This is a genomic window from Halonotius sp. F2-221B, assembly GCF_046719765.1.
Lineage (GTDB): Archaea > Halobacteriota > Halobacteria > Halobacteriales > Haloferacaceae > Halonotius.
Genome location: NZ_JABEBY010000018.1, coordinates 36,092 through 55,872 on the forward strand (window position 1 = coordinate 36,092; position 19,781 = coordinate 55,872).

Annotated in this window: 13 protein-coding genes; 7 read left to right on the plus strand and 6 right to left on the minus strand. The window is 51.6% G+C overall.

Going from position 1 to position 19,781, the window contains the following annotated elements:
* Positions 1 to 430 precede the first annotated feature (430 nt).
* Genes HKK80_RS12845 through HKK80_RS12860 form a run of 4 tightly spaced genes read right to left on the minus strand, consistent with a single transcriptional unit; the run spans position 431 to position 3,667 of the window.
* Positions 431 to 1,402, minus strand: a complete 972-nt coding sequence (locus tag HKK80_RS12845) for a ParB/RepB/Spo0J family partition protein (protein ID WP_411799995.1) — start codon at positions 1,400 to 1,402, stop codon at positions 431 to 433.
* A 2-nt stretch (positions 1,403 to 1,404) separates the two neighbouring features.
* The gene (locus HKK80_RS12850) at positions 1,405 to 2,586 is read right to left on the minus strand and encodes a ParB/RepB/Spo0J family partition protein (RefSeq protein WP_411799996.1); all 1,182 of its coding nucleotides are present in this window, start codon (positions 2,584 to 2,586) and stop codon (positions 1,405 to 1,407) included.
* Positions 2,583 to 2,852 (minus strand): hypothetical protein, encoded by a 270-nt coding sequence (locus HKK80_RS12855; RefSeq protein ID WP_411799997.1) that lies wholly within the window; start codon positions 2,850 to 2,852, stop codon positions 2,583 to 2,585. Before HKK80_RS12855 ends, HKK80_RS12850 begins: the two co-directional genes overlap by 4 nt.
* A complete protein-coding gene (locus tag HKK80_RS12860; RefSeq protein WP_411799998.1) occupies positions 2,852 to 3,667 on the minus strand; it encodes a hypothetical protein in 816 nt (271 codons plus the stop codon). The genes HKK80_RS12855 and HKK80_RS12860 overlap by 1 nt, the downstream gene beginning before the upstream one ends.
* A gap of 675 nt (positions 3,668 to 4,342) precedes the next feature.
* Between HKK80_RS12860 and HKK80_RS12865 the strand changes: the two genes are divergently transcribed.
* The 3 genes from HKK80_RS12865 to HKK80_RS12875 all read left to right on the plus strand — a co-directional run bounded on the left by HKK80_RS12865 (position 4,343) and on the right by HKK80_RS12875 (position 6,522).
* On the plus strand, positions 4,343 to 4,579 hold the full coding sequence (locus HKK80_RS12865) for an ArsR family transcriptional regulator (protein ID WP_411799999.1): 237 nt from the start codon (positions 4,343 to 4,345) through the stop codon (positions 4,577 to 4,579).
* A 198-nt stretch (positions 4,580 to 4,777) separates the two neighbouring features.
* Positions 4,778 to 5,035: a hypothetical protein gene (locus HKK80_RS12870; protein ID WP_411800000.1), complete on the plus strand. Its 258-nt coding sequence runs from the start codon at positions 4,778 to 4,780 to the stop codon at positions 5,033 to 5,035.
* A gap of 1,241 nt (positions 5,036 to 6,276) precedes the next feature.
* Entirely contained in the window at positions 6,277 to 6,522 is a 246-nt protein-coding gene (locus HKK80_RS12875) for a hypothetical protein (protein WP_411800001.1), read from the plus strand.
* Between the two features lie 165 nt (positions 6,523 to 6,687).
* Here HKK80_RS12875 and HKK80_RS12880 read toward each other — a convergent pair whose 3' ends face one another.
* Entirely contained in the window at positions 6,688 to 7,965 is a 1,278-nt protein-coding gene (locus tag HKK80_RS12880; RefSeq protein ID WP_411800002.1) for an McrC family protein, read from the minus strand.
* Positions 7,962 to 10,664, minus strand: a complete 2,703-nt coding sequence (locus HKK80_RS12885) for an McrB family protein (protein ID WP_411800003.1) — start codon at positions 10,662 to 10,664, stop codon at positions 7,962 to 7,964. Before HKK80_RS12885 ends, HKK80_RS12880 begins: the two co-directional genes overlap by 4 nt.
* A gap of 138 nt (positions 10,665 to 10,802) precedes the next feature.
* On the opposite strand from HKK80_RS12885, the gene HKK80_RS12890 reads away from it, so the two are divergent.
* From HKK80_RS12890 to HKK80_RS12905, 4 genes are read left to right on the plus strand one after another with little or no spacing between them, the layout of a single operon-like run.
* The gene (locus tag HKK80_RS12890; protein WP_411800004.1) at positions 10,803 to 11,645 is read left to right on the plus strand and encodes a BrxA family protein; all 843 of its coding nucleotides are present in this window, start codon (positions 10,803 to 10,805) and stop codon (positions 11,643 to 11,645) included.
* A complete protein-coding gene (locus HKK80_RS12895) occupies positions 11,642 to 15,331 on the plus strand; it encodes a hypothetical protein (protein WP_411800005.1) in 3,690 nt (1,229 codons plus the stop codon). The genes HKK80_RS12890 and HKK80_RS12895 overlap by 4 nt, the downstream gene beginning before the upstream one ends.
* Positions 15,328 to 15,909 (plus strand): BREX protein BrxB domain-containing protein, encoded by a 582-nt coding sequence (locus HKK80_RS12900; RefSeq protein ID WP_411800006.1) that lies wholly within the window; start codon positions 15,328 to 15,330, stop codon positions 15,907 to 15,909. The genes HKK80_RS12895 and HKK80_RS12900 overlap by 4 nt, the downstream gene beginning before the upstream one ends.
* A complete protein-coding gene (locus HKK80_RS12905) occupies positions 15,906 to 19,748 on the plus strand; it encodes a hypothetical protein (protein WP_411800007.1) in 3,843 nt (1,280 codons plus the stop codon). The genes HKK80_RS12900 and HKK80_RS12905 overlap by 4 nt, the downstream gene beginning before the upstream one ends.
* Positions 19,749 to 19,781: the final 33 nt, after the last annotated feature.

Consider the following 19,781-nt stretch of genomic DNA (forward strand, 5'->3'; position numbering starts at 1 on the left):
CCAGTCTTCACCTGCTGTCGATTCATCACACAGGTACTGGTCAATCGGAGATGGCTCTTGGCCTGTACAATTTTTGTTGAAATATGTTTCCAGTAATTCGGAGACAGCAATATGATTGAACCCTCGTAATGTTGGTTGCTGAATGTCGTCGCATTCAACGAATCGTGTTCGGAGGATCGATAGTGTTTCACAAGTCGGTGTAACCAAGGAAACACCGTCGTACCGACGCTCATCTAATTTTGCGCCAATCGCGTGTAACAACTCGGATTCCCCGTTAGAATCACTCGTGGAGAATCTATCTGTTTCGACTAATTGATCTGCATTTCCGTCTCCAATTTCACAGGTTTGTATGTACGTTTCAGAATCTGTCTGATCGACACCTAGAGTAAGCAAGCACCATGACTGTCGGAGTTCATCGACACCATGCCATCTAGTCATCTTCATCACCTCTTACCTGATCACCCTCAGAATCCATGAGCTCACTCGCTAAGCTTGTAATATTCTCTGAGATAATCTTGGAGAGCGGTTTGCGCTGCTCATGACAGTAATCCATGATCGCTCGCTTCTCCGCTGTTGAGAGTTGCACCGGGATGCGAGGAATTACCAGATACTGATCATAATCTTCCCCGAATAACACCTTCCGGTGGAGCATATCAACCCTTGTTTCGGGATTGGCCACGGCAAGATCCACAAACTCAATGGCTTGTTCAACAGCCTGGAACTCGACAGCGGTGGCAGCAATTTCGATCACTCGTTTAGTCGAGAGGTCGCTCTGGTTCCGAGCGAGTCGGTCGGCGACCCGCCATTGAAGATCGCCGTACTGGCGAACATCTTCGTTATAATTCTTCAATGCCGACCACTGCTGGTCAGTACCATCTGGGCCATCCGACAGCAGGACATGTACTTCATCAGGCAGCGACAGCACATCGATGTAACGTCGAACAGTATTGGCATCACGGCTGGTTCGGGCAGCAACCTGCCGGGCACGCTCGATCTTTGATTCTACACCAGTCTCAATTTCGTCCGCCAAGGAGCGACAGTATTGTGCCCACTCGTAGGTTGACCACTCCCGAACAATACTCTCCATTTCGGTCGCTTCGAGAGCATCTAATGTATCCTCATAGATCCGAACCGGCAGTTGTTCCCACCCACAGGAGACGGCAGCTTGGTAGCGTTGCCAGCCATCCGTGATGTGATATACATCATCTTCGTCCGGATCTGGACGCACGATCAGTGGCTTATTGATCCCGAATCCGGCAATGGATTGTTTCAGTGTTTCCGATGGCCGGACACGACGGGGGTTGTGCTCTCCATGGATAAGATGATCAACAGGCAACAGCTCGTCGTAGGTATCCGGCAACAACTCGCGGTTGGTGGCCGGATTCGATGGTGCCTGTGACATGCTTACTCCCACCCCCGTTCGTCGGCTAGTGTTTCGAGCCGTTCCAAGTACAGCTCCCTTGCCAGTTCTGTGTGCGTGTCGGCCCCCCGCGAGCGCATCGCCTGGACGTGCCATCGACTATGCCGTTGGGTTTCTGGGCCCTGCAAATCAATCCGCTTGAATGGCCGATTCGGCTCAATCTCTTCGTGTAGCTCTTTGAGTTCTTCAGTGTGCTGCTGTAGCGTCTCACTGAATGCCTCCCGGTGCTCGGTCGGTGATTCCGAATCGAGGGCCGTCGAGACATCCTTCCGGAATTCTCGAAGCGACTGGCGGAGTTCAAGTTCCGACATCTCCTCGAACTGGAGTGATCCAACAGTCTCTAAGACCGCATTTGTTGGATCGATGCTGTCGGCCTCCAATTCGGACTCAAATGTATCGTGCAGCGCGACAACCGCCCGTGAGGTTCCGGATTTTCCCTCCCCACTCCCGAGTGTCGCACGGGTATCGATCCCGTAGTTCTCTAAGGCTGTCTGCTCGCTGGCCGTTCGTTCCTCGGGATTTTTAAACAGTGACTGTAGCACCGGTGGGAGTGCGGCCGTCTGTAGGTGTTCTTCGATATGGCTAATCGCGCTCTCGTCAGAGCGGCCACAATATCGCTCAGCCATGTGAGCGAGGGCTTCCTCGTCGGTATCGAAGCGATCCTGTTCGATATCGAAGCCGGGTACAACTGATGTATCAGTGACTTCATCTCCGCTACTGGACTCTTCGGGCCGAATCAACTGATAGATCAGATTGAGTTGTTGTGCAATCTCCTGCTCGGATAGTTCGCGTCGGTCTGTGTTTTCGAGAAGAGATGTCCATGCGGCATCCAGATCGTTCGCCTGCAGAATCTTGCACGGAACTGTCTCATAGCCTGCTTCCATCGCAGCATAATACCGACGCGATCCAGCGACAATGGCATACTCTCCGTCTGTAGTCGGAGTTGATACATCACCATCGCGGCCGTTGTCAACACTGTCTGTGGAATCAGTAGTTACCCCCATCTCGACAGCGTCAACGGGCCGGACAATGAGATCATTGTATAGACCATCAGTATCGATGGCGGCAGCCAGTTGTTGATCAGTGTCATCACCTGTCCAAGCTTGGTCACGAGACTGCATCGGATCGATGACCAGCGACTCAATCGGGAGTTCAGCCCGTTTCATGGGGCCTGAACCTCCCCTTTCTCGGTGGTCATATCCCGGATGATCTGTTGCCAACCGACCTGTTCGAGGCTGATAGCCACGTCGTCGTCGTTGCCATCGTTGTCGATGGTAACCTCAGCTAAGAAGCTGTCAGTCTCGGTTGCGATTTTCTCCTGTACTTCATCTACTGCGGCGTCGTAGGACTCGTACACCGTGAGTTCGCTACCAACGAGGACGTAGAATCCCTCATCTGCCTCGGGATCGACGCTGAACTTTGCCGGTGGCATTAGCTGTCACTCTCCGAGTTCCCATCCCCATCGTCAGTTTCACTCTGTCCGGTTTCGTCGTCGAGTGCATCATCGGCCACATCGATTACCTCGTCAGCAACGACGTGATACGGTTTGAGCAGGCCGTACTGATCCGGCAAGATGCGGTCATTAATGCGAACGGATAGCTGCGGGTTGACATTCGGCCGGGTATCATCCTTTGGACCGTTCCACGACAGATACTGCCCATCGGATTGTTCAGTGTACTTGGTGGCCGTCTCGATGACCGAGTGGAGATTCAGGTTAGTGACGTTGAATCCAAGTTCGGTATATAGACCGCGGTCCGCATTAGCCCGACGAGTCTGCTCTCGAATTGCCTCTTCAGCCGGTGCAGCTTCGAAGCGGAGGTCGAACTCGTCTGTCCGAGCCGGAGTGACCGCTTGGAGTGTCTCATCAGTAACCCGGATCGTGAATGAATTCACTGCGAGATCTGGTTCGACTGACTGAGACTCCGCATCAAGTATGGCATTGAGATGTTCGTAGAGGGTATCGATGGCAGCTTCATCCCAGGGATTATCTGGCTCAGAGCTGTTCGAATCTTGTAGCTGAGTGTAGTCGATATCGAGTTTCTGTTTTGTCTCCTGCTCTCGAAGGACACCGTATTCACGGAGCTCGTCAAGCAGGTCTTCGTTAGGTGTGACGACACTTCCTCTCGCATTAAGCTGGATTATTGAATCCCCGAATGCATCCAGTATTGCCCGAGCGGAGTTCGTCTTGAGCGCGGGAATCGCAATCGTGCGTTTGGCCGTACCAGTGGCCTCAGACGTAGCGTTCATTCTCGACCTCCTGTTGGTGGTCGTGATGGCTCGGTCATTCCGGGCGTAGTCGGTTTGAAGCCAGCGTAGGGATCTTCAGTATCCGTGGGTTGGCGATTCAGGTCAATCCTCTTGCCGCAATCGAGGTTTTCGTGTGACAGTGTCCGGATCACCGGTGCAATGAGGACAGGCCAGGATGTCTGGGTGGCCTGATCACGACACTGTCCGACACGGCCTTCAACAATGAGTTCTCGGGTGCCGATATCAAACAGCTCATTTATTTCGGGATCGTGTTCCTCACAGCGTAATTGCGCGATGTTGTACTTGCGACGATCCGCAGACTGCGTCAGGTATAGTGTTATACCTTGACCTTCTGTGATATGTCTCTCACAAACACTGCAGGTCGGAGTTGACTCTGCAAGTGTGAGGAGATTTAGTTTCTTAGCCTGTTCTCGCAACTCTTCAGCGACACACTCTTGTTGTGTCGAGTTTGTTATTGTCATTGGGTTTCTCACCTCTGAAGCCCAGTCCGGGTCCCTACACCCGGATGCCTTCTACACTGCAAGGCAATCCCAGGGGACTGCGCTTCTACCAATACATCTATCTGCATGGGTAATAAGTTTAACGGATACATCTATCTGCATGGGTAGGCCTGCCGATGCATATATGTGAATGGGTAAAATCGACTCATACACGATGCCGTATGATGAACGGGACGAAGATACTGGAAAATTCACCAGTACATACCCGCATCAAGAGTTCTTAGATTCTCTTGAGTCTCTCTCTGGGCAGGCAAGTACGCAGGAAATCGCAGATGAAGTTGGTTGTGCCTATCGTACGGCGTATCAGAAGCTTATTGAGCTGGAAGAAGATGACAAGATCACCTCGAAGAAAGTGGCCAATGCGCGCCTTTGGATACTCTCCTCTGGGTAACACAACTTAGTCAGCTGATCCTCTATTCCGAGTGTAAATGTCTGACTCCGACCCAGTACTTTGCTCAGAGTGTGGCTGGACTGGCCCAGCAGATCAGCGCGTGCGCAAAGACGGCCAACTCCAGTGTCCAATCTGCGCTGAAACGTTTGAATATGTGGAATAGATTGAACTTCGTTCACACCATAGCCAGTTGTATCGATGGCCAAGACTGACAGGGACGCTGGCGATTTCAAGTTCGATCCCGACCAACTCGGTGACCTCAGCAAACTCGCGGAAGCGTTCATCCATGAAGAAGTAGACGCAGACTTTTTCGATGAACTTGACCGCGACTATCTCGAACATCTCGTTGACAGTGCTGAGTCGGAGTCGCCTGCGGACATTGACACACAAGAATACGAGGCTGCGATTGAGGTTGCTGAACTCATTCTAGATCGAATGGACGAAGCTGACTACTGAGAATTACAGCGGAGACGTGGTGTGTCCATACTGTGAGTCTTGGGTGACACCCCACCATGTCCGGAGAGTCCCTCACTTGCAATCGCGGTGTGTTTCACTCAGGACAAGGGGTAGTCGATAGATTTACTTACTAACTAACATGTTATCAACTGGCCGCTATACCCGCCAGCGGCAATACGAGACCCGCCGGGTTTGAGAGGCACTTCACTCTCACCCTCTCCTCTTCACAAACAGGCCTGCTGAGGAGGATATGATGAGATGAACTTACCAAACATAATGTGAGATCCCGTGTTGTTGTTAGGTAAGATATTCGCGGTTTCGCTGAGCAGCTCGCTCTCTTAGGCGAGATATTTGTGTTGGACTCCCGGCCAGGCGCGCGGACACTTGCACGATGGTGTGCGATACTCGCCACAACCCTCGATACCCTACTGGCTCGGAACGAAAAATCGATCCTCATCCGCTCTCGACACGTTTGATCTCGCCGGTGGCCAGCTCTTCACGTGTCTTGATCCTCGGTTGAGTACACTTCGATAGCGGGGGGTTCCATTCACACTGCGGGGTGTTTCACTTCGCACACGGGGGACACGTTGCAAGCGATTCAAACACCCAGTCGAACCGAGATCGTCTGGTAACAACACTACTCTAAGTATCAAACACAATAGCTACTGGCGAACGATTATACTGCGGCACAGTGAAAAGTGGGTTGCAGTGCTACCACCATGTTCAGTGGTGTAGCAGGGTTCTAGGGGGGTCAATGTCGCTTTTTCTCGAAGAGTGAAGTCGGGGGAGACTTCAACACCTGTTCAGGGGGTGTGTCGCCTTCGAGTCTGAATAGCGACAGCTATGCTTATACCGAGGGTATAAAAATAGGTTCGGCTCAGAATATCAACTCCAATAACTGTGTGTAGACAGACCTCTGGTCGCTGAGTAGGTTCCAGACCGATTGCATGGTTCCGCAATAACGTGCAACATCTATTCATAGAGACGGTTATAGCCGCTCTAAACCAGGAATGAGGGCCGTCAAGTTGCGTGAGAGTCAAGCGTATTGTCCAGTCTCCTGGCACGAGCTACTGTGTCAGCAGATTGCTTGACACCTGAGATCAACACAGCAACACTCTCCGTTATCGAGATGTAACGTACGGTGAACGACTTGATCAGGAGTTGATCCGACTGGCTTCTTGCGGAGCTAAAATGACCATAGGTGTTTAGCTCTCGACTGAGAAGCAATACGCACAGAACAGATGTACGATAGAGATGAGAGACCGCTCGGTGCTGTCGCTGAAAGTGCCTATGAGATTCTGCTGGAGACGATTGACCCTGACGACGGCATCCCACGGACTGATGCACACGAACGATTACTGGAAGCAGATTATGCAGAGGCTGATGCCGACTACGCGCTTGATCGACTGTTGAGCCGCGGCTATCTGTATGATATCGATTCTCAACTCTTCGTCACCGAGAATGAAGATTTTGAGCAAATCAAGTAGGTTCAGCTGGCGGAACGCTGTCGTTACTCTATCGGCGGTCGGATCGCACAGTGTGGGATATCGATGTTGTCACCATTGTCAAGTTGAATCTGGTAGGACGATTGAATCCGGTTCTAAACGTGCAGAGCCAAATTAAATACTGTGAATCATATACATTTTTTGACATCACAATAAGTCCTTGAGTAGTGACTCTGCACTTTCCCTAATATTTCCACAAAATTCCGTGAAAGAGTTAACATCGACAGAGGTCGGGAGTTCATGGACAACCATCGGATAGCGACCACGAACAGTATATTCGGTCTTGACGGCCCCATTTTGGCATGGATAGACCAAGGCTCCAGGAACATCATCTGCCAACTGGTAGGCTGTTAGCTGGTAGATATCGCTTTGTCGAACAGTTCCAGTCTTCCATTTTGCATCTCCCGTGAACACCACATCATCAACGGCATTCCAAACAACAAGATCGGGCCGCATCTGCACTCGCGGAGTACCTCCAGTTACGAGGCCGGTAACATTGGCTTGGCCCTCAACCTGCCATCCATCCCACTGATTGCCTTGCTCAATTGCATCCCGAAACGCTCGTTCAACGACAGCCTCAAAGATCTCATCCATATTGATGAGTAGCCCATACGACCCTCGCCTCCCTTCTCGCAATTCTTCAACGTAGACGTTCCGGACGATTAGTTCGGCCAACCGGAGTGCATCGCGGTAATATTCATTCAGCCGAGTCACCTCAATGTCAGCAAACTCATGGGGCCTAACTTGCCGAGGTGCGACCTCTCGACGGAACCGCGTGATCTGTTGGTCGAGGCGTTGTCGAAGCCGCCTGTCTGTCACAATTCGTTTGACTAGCATCGCCGCATACAGTACTCCCTGATTGGCCGGGATATTCGCCGACAGCTCGTCATAGTTTACTTCGAATTCAGTTGCCGCCGCTCCCTGTTGTTGTAGTTGTCGCTGAATATCGAGTTGCCCACGAAGAAACTCCTCTGAGTTGCGCTCTCGTTGGTACGCTTGTGCGAGACCGTGCTGCAATATCGTTTCTACCTCATCAACAAACAATGCAGCCAGAGCATCGAGGAAGGCTGTCCCACGCTGTACTTCGGTTCGTCGTTGGATTGTCTGAGCCTCAACTCCATTGGCATACTGAAGTAACGATACAAAATTGTCACCGGCACTCTTTGGGATCACCTCAATTGTTGGACCATCAGGTAGAGCAGCGATCCCGACAAACCGGGAAGAAGATAACACCACATGTCCATCACCGGTGTATTCGATGTCCAGTTTGGTAGTGTCAGTATTGATCCGTTGGTCGAGAAATTCGATGTCGGTTTCGGTCAGCGATAGTGGCTGTGACTCACTCCACTCAGTGAGCGTCACCGTTCCAGACTCGGGAATTGTCTCCGAGTCCGTTGACTCTTCATCGATTTCTGAAGGAGTCATTGGGTTTCTTTCTCGGACAATTCCTCCATCTCTGCTGCATTCTGAAACAGCTCGTCGGTCGTTTTGACGAGGTCTACAAATGCAGCAATCGCTTCATCATACATCTCGCTATCGTAGAACTCATCGACTACCGTCTGTGCGTCGCGGGTTTCGGTGTCTGCTAACTCCCACTCCCGGCCAATGATCCGGAAGTTTTCCGCGCCAGTTACCTCAAAGCCGATTTCGTTGTATGCATCTTCGTGCCGTTCAGCAATCTCGGGAACAACTGTTTTCGCCTTGTTTTTTGAATTCAGGTGGACGGATACACGACCGTTGCGCTCCGGTTCTGGTTTGAAAATGAACTGCACGCGCTCTGGGATATACGGCTGTGCCGAATGGAAACGAAGCGAGCGTCGATCCGTGTCCTCGTGGGTGACTTCATACATCTCATCAGTACCAAGGAGATCACCCACGCGCTCAAATATCTCCTGTTGTGCCTCCTCATAGACACGATCAAACGTCTGATACTCGGATTCAGTACTCGAATTCCCGTCTGTAGCGGGTACGTCACTACCCAGCTGTTCCCCGACATCAATTATCTCTGTGAAATCAGTTACAATGTCCACACCGACGAACGCACTCAAATCATCGACGAGTTCCTGCAGGGAGAAGGTTCCTAACTGCTGGGTCTCCACATTGACGAGGTGCTCAATTGCGCCGTCGAAGAGATCCTGGGCAATTCGATCAAACTGTCCAAACTGGTATTCCTCCAGTAACGGCAACAGATCATATCGCCATGTATCCAAAACAGCCTGTGGGCTGTCGAGGCCGAACAGGTAGGAGTGGCCGATCTGTTTTCCTTTGCCGAGATCAGGGGAGGTGAGTATATTCTCGTTCAACCGTTCGAAGGCGCGAATAGACAATGCTTGGAGTACGGCCATCGGTGTTGGCTCCTCTGTAAGCGTCTCTGTGATGGCGGTTGTATCCGCAAACCCGTACTCATCGTATAGCACATCGAGGTCTGGTGGGAAATCGATAAACCGGAAGCGACGCCGCAAAGCAGCATCAACAAGTGCAATTGACCGATCTGCGGTATTCATCGTTCCGATTACATACAGATTCGGTGGCAACGAAAAGTTCGTATCTGAATGGGCCAGCTGAACGGTGAGTGACCCACGTTTATCATCTTCAAGTAGTGTAATCGTCTCCCCAAAGATTTGTGCGAGGTTTCCGCGATTGATTTCGTCGATTATCAACACAAACGGTGAAGGTGATTCACCGTCTGGTGTTTGGTCATAGGCTGTTTGGGCTCGCTCAGCGATTCGTTTCAGGATTCCATCCTCCACCGTATAAGCGACCTCCCCGGAGTTCGTCGTTGAAGCGGTGAGCCCCTCAATGAAGTCCTCATATGAAAACGAAGGATGGAACGTCACGGATTGCACTTGCTCTTCACGAGGCTGCCCATCGGTCTGGTCATATACCCACCAGTTGGCGAACCGCTGGGCCTCGAATGTTTTCCCAGTTCCCGGCGGCCCATAGAAGACGACTTGATTAGCCTCTTGCAACTGGCGGGCAATTGTTCTACGACGTTCTTCCGGTGGCTTTTCAGGTGGTTCTACATCATCAAGCCGATTGAGTCGGGCATATTGTTGCCGTAGGCTATCGAATTTCTCGATGACAGATTCAATTGTCAGACTATCGAGTTGGGTGAACGTCTCAACATCGACGTTCCCTTCCCATCCATCCTCTCGAAAGTCGTCACCAGCATATAAGCCGTGTCGAACTCTGTCAGCACGAATCCCAACGAACAGTTGGTAGGCATTTGCTTTGTCACCACGCTCTGCCGGATAGAGCGCGAACCACGTTTCATCATTTAATTGGTTTCTTGGTTCGATAAAATTCACGTGGTGGGATACGCTGTCCGTCAGTTCCAACTCAGTTAGCAGATAATCGGTGATCTCGTGTAGATAGGTATCAATTCGCGGTTTGAAGTAATCATAGTATAGTTGACCAAGAACGGTGAACTCATCATAGGCTTGCATAATATCTGTTTCATGCTTGTCATTCTCTTCAGCCTCAAATTCTTCTACATCTTCAATCGAGAGTGACTCAGCCGACTGAATCTGCTGTAATGACTGATACCGAACGCTGTTTATTTTCTCCTCTCCTTCGTATTGTGATTGTTTAGTCGATAGATACTCGCTTGGGAGCCGATGAATAGCTGCGATAAGATCGTCTGGAGAAGAACGGTCAGTTTGCTCTTTTGTGCTGGCGGATTCTTCCTCGCCCTCAGTTGCGAGCAGATCCTGTCTATATCGCTGAAGACGCTTGGAGAACCCCCAGAGATATCGTAAACCAAACGTAGCGAACGATTCCGGTAGTGGGTCTGAACCGAGTCGATGTAAGAACCCTTCAAAATCAGCCACCTCGATGGTTCGGCCGTATTGAGACGCAAAATTCTCTACGAGTCTTTCTGTCAACTTGCTATAGAGGTCGCGTTTTTCATCTGCAGATAGATCCTCAAGACTAGCCGCTGGGGAAGCTCTCCGATCAGTGTTGCGGGCAGGGCCCCAATCAGCGAAATAACTGATTAGAGCCTCCAATGCTGCTTCATCATAACCGGTTGTTTCATGCCGTTCAGACGGTGGGAGGGCGAGAAAAGCGTCTTTCAACGCCTCAGTATCAAAGACATATTCTTGTGCCGTGAGAAGGCTTGGCATATACTTGTCACCTCAGAAGCAATCTAGATAGAACTTGCGGTGAGTCTCGGTCAATATGCGTGATCGGAACTTCCTTCCATGGAGGTAGGTGGAGATGCTTCCCTATATCTAAGTACCGTCAATGAAGTCTCATGTAGTATGAGTCCTCGCCCCGATGGACACGGAGTTTCTCTTCCTTCACTTGATGCCACCTATACTCACGGCGAGGTGACAATGAACCTCACCAGTTGTGGGTTGCTTGTCGAGAATGCCGAAATTCTCGCCCAACTCTATGCCCAACACCGCGACTGGACTGTGGTTGAAGAACGTTGGTTAGAGGAGCGATTTGATCAACGAAGCACTCGCGGGAGTTCCAAGAAAATCTATCGTATTCTCAGTGGTCGATTCAAAACTGCCACCGGGGATCTTCCGAGTATCGCTACACTCCCGTCTATCTTCGAGCAGTGTGAGACAACCCAAGAGAAGGCTCAAGTGTTGTATTTCTATCTACTTGAAGAAGATCCGCTGGTGAAGTATGTCGTTCATCGCTACGTAGACCGGTTAGTGCGAACTGGCGTCGATGGACTGGATTTCAGCGAAGAACCTATCCACAATATTCTCAATGAGGTTCATTATGAAGACGGAACCGAGTTCGATTATGCGGATTCGACTTCCCGTCGATGGGAAGAAGGATTCCGATCAGTGATGCGGGACATCGATGTACTTGAGTCGCAGCAATCCCTCCAAGGTGAAGTTCCAACGCTCGGAACCATTCCACTTCTCATTGCCTCGGGATACTCGTGGGAACATCACGGTGAAGAGTGGCTATCACAACCAACTGGCTGGCTGTATCTCTTCCAACCCGAACAGTACTGGAACACACTCGTTGAACGGGTGAGTGACCATCCAAGCTGGGAGGCTAGCAAAATGCACGGCGAACTCCGACTGAGTCCGACAGACGATACCTACGGTTGGGCCGATCCGTGGGAGGGAGAAATATGACTGCCGAGGAGTGGTTTGCTGCTGACGTTGGCAGTGATTTTGAGGAATCAGTCCGCATTGACCGGGAAGACGCCGGTCGTGATCACCGACTCGACTCCATCGACACCTACCACGTGACCACAGAATCCGAAGAGTTCATTTCTGATTTCCTTGCGCGCCTGCGCGGAGAATCACAGGATATGCGATCAGGGGCGAACTACTGGCTCTATGGCTACTATGGGAGCGGGAAGAGCCACCTCCTGAGTGTTCTCCGCGGATTGATGGACAGCGACTGGCTTCGGGAGCAGAACGGCGTCTGGGAGCAACTCACCGGTGAGCAGGAATTCGAGACGCTCAACGATATGTGGACATCGATCCACGACGAGTATGAGGTCATCCCGATTTCAGTGAACCTCCTGAAACATCAGGGCCAGAAAGAACGCAGCTTCAGTGAGATCGTCCTGCAGGCCGCCCACACATCTGAGCGGCTGACAGGCGTCGATAATGGCCTCTCATCACAGCTTGATGTGGCGTATTTCGAAGACTGGTATCGAACGACCGATGCGTGGGAAAATCGGACAGCGACGACCCAGTCCGTCTTACAGGAAACAGTTGACTCACCAGGGAAGTACGATTGGCAGGACGTACAGCAGTACGCTGCACTCGCTGAACGTGTTCTTCCGGGACTCTTCGAGCAAGAAACAGGCACCGCTGACGGGCTCGATGACCTGACACCCTCAGACCTTGATCCACAGGCTATGGTAGAGCGGTTGGAGAAGCTCCGAAGTGAGCGAGCTGTGGAATTCGACAAACCAGTCAAACTCGTCTTGCTTCTCGATGAGGTGAGTCTCTTCATTGGGACAGACTTCGACCGACTCACCGAGTTACAGACGCTTGCAGAGAGTGTTGATGAGATCGGTGATGGCGATATACAACTCGTGGCGACTGCACAGGCTCAAATTGAAGATGTCGAGCCCAAGTTTGCAGCCAGAGGCGCGGACTTCAGTATTGTCAAAGATCGATTCCCACATCGGTTCGGGCTCCCGAGTCGTCACGTCGGCGAAATATCGACACAACGTCTTCTGAAGAAGACCGACGACGGCGAACAACAGGTCGAAGACGTACTCAAACAGACGAGTAATGATCCAGAAACGTTACTCGTCTACTCCGGGATTGAACAGAATACTGATCCTCCGCTCGACAACATCGATCACGGCCGCTTACTGGCGTTTTATCCCTTCCTCCCATACCAGCCATCGTTATTCTTAGAGATCCTCTCTAACCTACGTGAAGAAGCCCATGATCCGGCTAAATCTATCTTCTCGGGCACTGCACGTGCGATTCTTGCCTTAGTGCATGGACTCCTCGAAGAGTGGATTGACGAAGGCAACGAATCAGCTGTCATCTCACTCGTCGATTTCTACGATCTCATCGAGCCCGAACTTGAGGATATCACGCCACAGGATGTTGGCGTCATCGATGAAATCGACTCTAAACAGGATGACGGAGAGTTGCAAGAACTTGACGTGAAGGTGGCTAAGGCTGTGTTACTGCTACAGCATATCCCTGAGACGATTCCAATGAGCGAGCGGAATATTGGAGTCGCGGTCTTGAGCGATCTCGATGGCCCAACACAGTTCCAAATGGAGAATCGCGTCGAAGAGTCACTCCAACGACTCCGAAAATTCATTCGACCGACACACAACGAGACCGGCGCAAAGTACGCATTCACACACCCCGAAGAACGGGAAATCATCGAAGCTTCCGAAGCAAATCTTGAGGATGCTGATTGGGAAGCGATTCTCCCAGCTGTTGATTCATACCTGTGGGAAGATATCGTCAGAGAACTCTCTCTACCGAATTCAGCAGAATACGGCGATACTGGGGAACAGTACCCTGTACGATACGAATTCAGTGTCGATGGCACTGCATTCGATACTGCCGTTGAAGCTGAACAGGCTCTAGATGTCTCTATCGCTGTCGAGGGGTTGTCACCAACTGAAACAGAGCCGGTGAGTCAAGATAGCGGAGATCCGCTTGAATGGGCAATTGGGCAAGATGGGCTTGATGACCTCCGTGATACACTCGTCGAATGGTGGGCTCTCCGCGATGCAGTCGGCGAGCACACACTTCCTGAATCGGTTGAGCGTGACCTATCTGACCGACGAACCCGTGCAATAAGCAAGCTCTCAGAAGCCCTCAAAGGCGGCTCCTTCGATGTTGCAGACCGTGGAGATCAGATCAACGGACTATCATCGGCAGTCGAGGAGTATCTCGATGTCAATTATCCCGATGACTTCCATCCTGTAATGCTACAGGTAGACGACGAACATCTCCAAGAGCTCAGAGGCCTCAGTGCGCAAGACTCGCTTCCAGCTTGGGCCCAACAAATTGAGGTTGCAACCGAAGATCCGGAAACACATGGCGGGGCGACCCAAAATAACGTCCGTGCCTTCACTGGTCGCCAATTGAAAAACCGCGGCGGGAACCTAGCGATGGCTACTATCCTGGATGGGATCGTCGAGAAAAAGCCGATCTATGAAGAAGCAAAACCGGCACTGTGTGCGATTATCTGGGGGTTGTGCCGAAAAGGCGATTTCTTACCCGTCGATGAAACGGGAGATTCAATCGAATTAGACGCAGTCATTGATCTATCAAAACTGACTACAACACGACTCAAGATCGCCGGTGGAGATAACGTCCGAGATATACTCCGCAAAGGTGGATTCATTGATTCAGCTGAAACAATTCCGGACGGGATCGTCAGACTCCAATCTGCAAACGAGAGGCTAGTAAACCGGCTCGATAGCCTCATTGAGGATGTCGAGATTGTGAAGAGGGAGGATATTCAGACTGCTGCTGTCCAGAACCTGCTAGCTTCCTTCATTGAAAGATTAGAGAGCAAACGAGAACAAGGGGTTGAACGCCGAGAGGAGGTGAAATCGCGTGATACCGACTGGGAGGAAGTCGTTGCGGACACAACAGAAGCGCAAACGTGGTATGATGACGCCACAGATATCTGGAACCGGCGACTATCGGCCCTTACCCAACTAGATGCCAGATTAACGCTCGCCAACCAACCATTCAGTTGGCTCTCAGAAAAGGCTGAGGCGGCTAGACAAGACCTCACGCAGAATATCGAAGACTACGACGGCGCATGGTGGACACACGATGGTTGGGATCGATTCAATGATGCCCGAACAATTTCGCCAGCACTCGATGATATATTGGAAGACGACTGGCAGTCATTCCAAGCCGACACAAATATCGATTCGTTCGTTGCTGACCTGCAGGCCTCGCCGTGGATCAAACCGTCACGGGAATTCAGCTCAAATATCCGCCCAGCGTTTGAAAACGAGTATATCAGACCATTACACCGAGTTTCATCGTGGTATGAAGACATCTCAGCGGCCGTCACAACGATTCTCGGCGGGACAACTGAAAATGATGCCGAGGACTTCATCCGTGCTACAACCGCCATTGATGACCTAGAACCGCTTGCTGTCGTTGCTGGCAGTGAAGTTGCAGCCCTACGTGAGACATTCAACGACTTGGTGTCTATCGTCGGCGAGCAGTCGCCTGCTGATATCACTATGATTGGCGTTCTCCCCGCTGATCAAGACTCGATTGATGCCGAATTGGAGCGACTGGTGAAAGAACACGACCTCAGTGTTGAACGCACTGATACGGGGGTGATGATCCGATGACAAGTAATAAGCCGTTCCATGATTTCACTGAACGACTAGCTCAATTCGCAGCTGGTCGCCGGGGAATCCGGAATCCATTCGTCATTGTACCGCTCAAACCGAAATACGAGCATCGAGTCGCAGATCGCCTTACAGACTGGGCAGAGAATCCACATCAGACCGAAGAGTTCCCTGATGACGGCACTGTCCAAGTACTCCAACTCAACGAATTACTGACCGAGACGCCAGTGTTTGACCTCGCTGTCGATCTTGGAAAAGACAGCTCACCCGCATCGATAACGGACACAATGCAGGATCGATTAGCTTCAGAACTCGTCTCTACGATGATTGACCATATTGAGGAACCCAACAGACAGCGACACGTCGTCTTGCTTACTCACCTCGGGAGTCTTTATCCATTTACGCGGGCGTCCGAACTGCTTGATGAATTGGATCGGCGGAACGTCCAGTCAACAATCGGGATTCCGTTCCCCGGTGAAATTGTCGCTGGGTCATTGCGGTTCTTTGACGGTGAATCACGGAATTACTACCCGGCACATCAAATCGATGGCCAGATTCAGGGAGTGCATCTGCAATGAGCGACACACCGATTCACGAGATATTCCAGCAGTCGCCAACCCGTGAGCTCGAAGAAGTCCAGAAGGTCAATGCGAGAACACGGGCAAAAAACGACGTACGTGAGTTCTATGAAACCGTCAGTGCCCGCAAAGTGCTCACGACGCTTGGCGAACTCGTCGATAAGTATCCCCACGAAGAATCCCGTTTCCTCTATATTTCGGCGACGTTTGGCTCCGGGAAGACACACCTGCTGAAGCTGATTGGCTTCGCTGCAGATACCGACTCTGAGTTCGCCGACCTTGGCGAAGAATTAGCTAACCGATGGCCTGGATTCCAGTCGTTCAGACAGAGTCTCGTCAACTCTCATGTTGATCGCCTGAAGCCCGTCTTCCTCAATCTGCTCAATAGGGATGCCTCACAGGAGCCGCCACTGCCGTACCTGATTTACGAGGCTATCGGCCGCGAGCTTGCATATCCGACTGATCCGAACTGGCTGCTTGAGTGGGCCTGGCAACTTGATATGAATCACGGTGACTGCTGGGAACAGCTCCAAGCAGTCGAACATGACGGCCAAACCTTCGACGATGTATACGAGGAACGAGCCTCGCTACGAAGCTGGCTCTACGAGGTCGTCCCGACGCTTGATGACACACCCTACTCGTCTCGTGAGGCAGTCAAACAGTCGATTGAGGAGGCCATAGAGGAAGTCGATCCAGATGAATTCGATCCGGACGAACTGACTGATCGCATTGAAGCGGCGCAAAATGCCCTGAGTACGCCCGATACAGATACTGAGTTGCTCATCGGACTGGATGAAGTTGCACTCTTCATCGGCGATGGGCGACACCGATACAGAGAATTCCAAGAAACGATGGACGCGCTGACTGACTTAGGTGTCGGGCCAAACCCACCGGTGATCGGAACCGGGCAGTATCCGATTGGCGAGATTCACGGCGAGTTCAACGAGACCGCAGTCACGGATCAACCGTGGTATGGCGCACAAGAGCCACTCGAAGGGGCCGATACAGAGATTATTGTTCGCAAACGCTGGTTGCAGAAGGATACTAGTGGGGCAGACACGGTGGAGGCTGCGTTGCAGGAGATGCCCGATCTCACACTGGATACATACGACGACGTGTCCGATGCCGATCCAGATCCCATCGAATCATATCCCTTCCGAGAATACGATCTCGGGTTGTTGCGGACAGTCCTTCAGCAGTTGATGCCCAGCGGTCGAGTGACTGATGAAGAGTACGTACAGGGGCGTGCCCTGCTTATTCTCGTCCGCTCGCTCTTCACACGATTCGAGTGGAGCTCCAAGCCCGTTGGAGCCCTCGTGACGTGGGATGAACTGTATGACCTCCTCGTTGAGGAAACCACCTACATCCCACTGTGGGTGCAGGAGATAATCGAAAACAAGCTCATCCCGTCCGCTGACGGTGATGAAGACGCCTGGTCAGTCCGCACAGCGAAGGCACTGTACCTGCTGAATCAGGTTCGGTCATCGGTACCATCAACGCCAGAGAACCTTGCCCGGCTGATGGTCAACGCCACCGACGAATCCTATGAATCAGTCAGAGACGACGTATCTGACGCTCTTGGTGAGCTTGACGGTGATCAAAAGATATTGACAGAGGTCAATGAACACGGTGACGAAGAATACCTCCTCGTGTCCGAAGAGCAAGAAGATATTCTCACAAGAGCCGATACACGTGCACAGGAGATCTCCTCCCACCGGTTGTCGGCTAAACTAGAGTCTACACTACAGGAGGGGAGTCCGCACTTACTCTCAGACAATAGTCGGCACGAAGTCGATATTGGCGGTGAGTCTAACGTCCCACTTCGGTTCAACTACTCAGTACTCGATCCAGTCGATAGAGCCCCAACTCCGGAGTTCGATGCCATTCGTGTTCGCTTGCTTGCCGATGATCCAGAGACAGTACAGAGTCAAGTCGAATCTTGGAAGTCAACCAACGAAGGACGTGAGGGAGGCGAACACATCCTCATTAGCGTTGAAATTCCGGGGCCCACAGTCGATAGACTACGGAAGGTAATGGGGATGCAAGAAGTCCTCTCCGAAGAGACTGAGACATATCCGGATTTAGAAGAGGATCACCGGGAAGACCAGCGAAATCTGGACTCGGATGTTCGAGAGCGGCTCGCTGAAGCCGATGTCCATGTGCGGTCAGGCAGTCCAAACGGAAGATATGCTGATGTCTTTGAGCGCGTTGTTGTCGAAGAATTACAGTCTGTATTCGGCTCTACTCGCTATGCACTCTCCGGTGGGATCACAGAAGTCGATGACGCGAAACAGATGGCGAACTTCTTCAGAGGAGTTGACGAGTGGCCACTCTCACAAGAAGATGCGGTCATGCTAGGGGTGGATACTGATACTGCAACCCTCACAGACGGCTGGTGTCAGTTATTCCTTGCCGACTACAAGACAACGCAGTCAATTCGAGGTGAGGAATTACTCAACGAAACGATCCAGCGAGGTGGCAGCTACAGAGGAACACCCAGAGAATCGATTTCTGCGCTGTTGATCACGCTCGCTACAGCTAACGAGATCGCCCTCCGGAAAGATGACGAGTATATCACCGAGCCAGAAGCGATTGGCCGAGCGGTTCGAAACAAGACGAATCTGACAGATATTCAAATTCGATTCGAGTCACTGGATGGCATTGATCCAGATCAGATCCGAGAAACTGTTCGGACGATCATGAGTGAGCCACCAGTCGGCAACGATCCGGACGCATGGCTTTCAGAACTCGCAGAGTGGATCGACGAGAACAGCGTTCTCGTACGAAGTGCGCTGCGAGGCGTCAGCAGAGAATTCGATGAGACTGCGTCACTGGGTGCCTTAGAAAACGCAATAAATCCAGCACTTAGCGGAGAAGAACTTGACACGGAGGACTTTGCATCAGAGGAAATCGAAACACAAGCCGAGCGGTTTGCCCGAGCGAAAGACCTCTTCCAGCCCGATTCCGACGATGAAACGCTCTGGGATCGATTCAGCGAGCAGAAAGCTGAGATGCAGCGACTCCATCCCGGCGCAGATGTCACCGCAGACATGCAGGCAATTACCGGTGGTGCCGAGGTTCCCGACAGTGAACGACTGCAGAAAATAATAGACGATGCCGACGCTCATCGACGGGCTGTCGCTCAAAATCAATACGAGCGTATTACCGGTGAAACACTAACTGACGAGGAACCGAAAAGTATCGTTTCCAGCCTCTCAACGTGGCTCTTCGCACACGACGGGAGTAGTAAGGAGACTGCTGATCGGGTATCCGTAGAATTTGAAGCAGTGAATATTGATGCGTTGTACGAGCTCTTTGAGTTGGCATGGGACGGCGACTCGTTTGTAGAGGCGGATCTGGTCGATCCGACGGTCATCCAGCAGGCCAGGCGATATGAAAAAGCGCGACGACTGCTTGAAGCATCCGAGGGCGAAGCCAGTCTCTGGTCACAACTGCGCGATGCATCAAAACGCCTCGGAGAAGAATATCCGACGCATCCGGTCACTAGCGAGATCAAGGACACGTTATCGCAGTCACAACCACCAAGCGTAGCCGAGGTTGAGCGGCTGCTTGAGGCAGCCCAAGATCCATTCAATCTTGAGAAACGGCTGGCAGAGCTTGCAGAAGAACTGCAGACCGAGCACCCTGACAAGGAACTCACCGACGTTGTCGTTGATGCAGTAGATGGAGATAGCTCGCCGAGTAAAGATCGTATGCGTGAACTCATCGACGATGCCGAAGAATTGCTTGAGGGTAGTAGCAAGCAATTGCGGAAGATTCGAGAGACTATGAATGACCTATCTGATGGGTCTGTTGTGATGATCGACTCCTTGGACTGACGGCTTGATGTTGCAATATACCAAACTTATTTA

Bases quoted from the DNA above. Each gene is read 5' to 3' on its own strand.
- HKK80_RS12900 (WP_411800006.1), top strand. From the start codon at position 15,328: ATGACAAGTAATAAGCCGTTCCATGATTTCACTGAACGACTAGCTCAA.
- HKK80_RS12870 (WP_411800000.1), top strand. From the start codon at position 4,778: ATGGCCAAGACTGACAGGGACGCTGGCGATTTCAAGTTCGATCCCGAC.
- HKK80_RS12860 (WP_411799998.1), bottom strand. From the start codon at position 3,667: ATGAACGCTACGTCTGAGGCCACTGGTACGGCCAAACGCACGATTGCG.
- HKK80_RS12845 (WP_411799995.1), bottom strand. From the start codon at position 1,402: ATGTCACAGGCACCATCGAATCCGGCCACCAACCGCGAGTTGTTGCCG.
- HKK80_RS12880 (WP_411800002.1), bottom strand. From the start codon at position 7,965: ATGACTCCTTCAGAAATCGATGAAGAGTCAACGGACTCGGAGACAATT.
- HKK80_RS12855 (WP_411799997.1), bottom strand. From the start codon at position 2,852: ATGCCACCGGCAAAGTTCAGCGTCGATCCCGAGGCAGATGAGGGATTC.
- HKK80_RS12885 (WP_411800003.1), bottom strand. From the start codon at position 10,664: ATGCCAAGCCTTCTCACGGCACAAGAATATGTCTTTGATACTGAGGCG.
- HKK80_RS12895 (WP_411800005.1), top strand. From the start codon at position 11,642: ATGACTGCCGAGGAGTGGTTTGCTGCTGACGTTGGCAGTGATTTTGAG.
- HKK80_RS12865 (WP_411799999.1), top strand. From the start codon at position 4,343: ATGCCGTATGATGAACGGGACGAAGATACTGGAAAATTCACCAGTACA.
- HKK80_RS12890 (WP_411800004.1), top strand. From the start codon at position 10,803: ATGAGTCCTCGCCCCGATGGACACGGAGTTTCTCTTCCTTCACTTGAT.
- HKK80_RS12875 (WP_411800001.1), top strand. From the start codon at position 6,277: ATGTACGATAGAGATGAGAGACCGCTCGGTGCTGTCGCTGAAAGTGCC.
- HKK80_RS12850 (WP_411799996.1), bottom strand. From the start codon at position 2,586: ATGAAACGGGCTGAACTCCCGATTGAGTCGCTGGTCATCGATCCGATG.
- HKK80_RS12905 (WP_411800007.1), top strand. From the start codon at position 15,906: ATGAGCGACACACCGATTCACGAGATATTCCAGCAGTCGCCAACCCGT.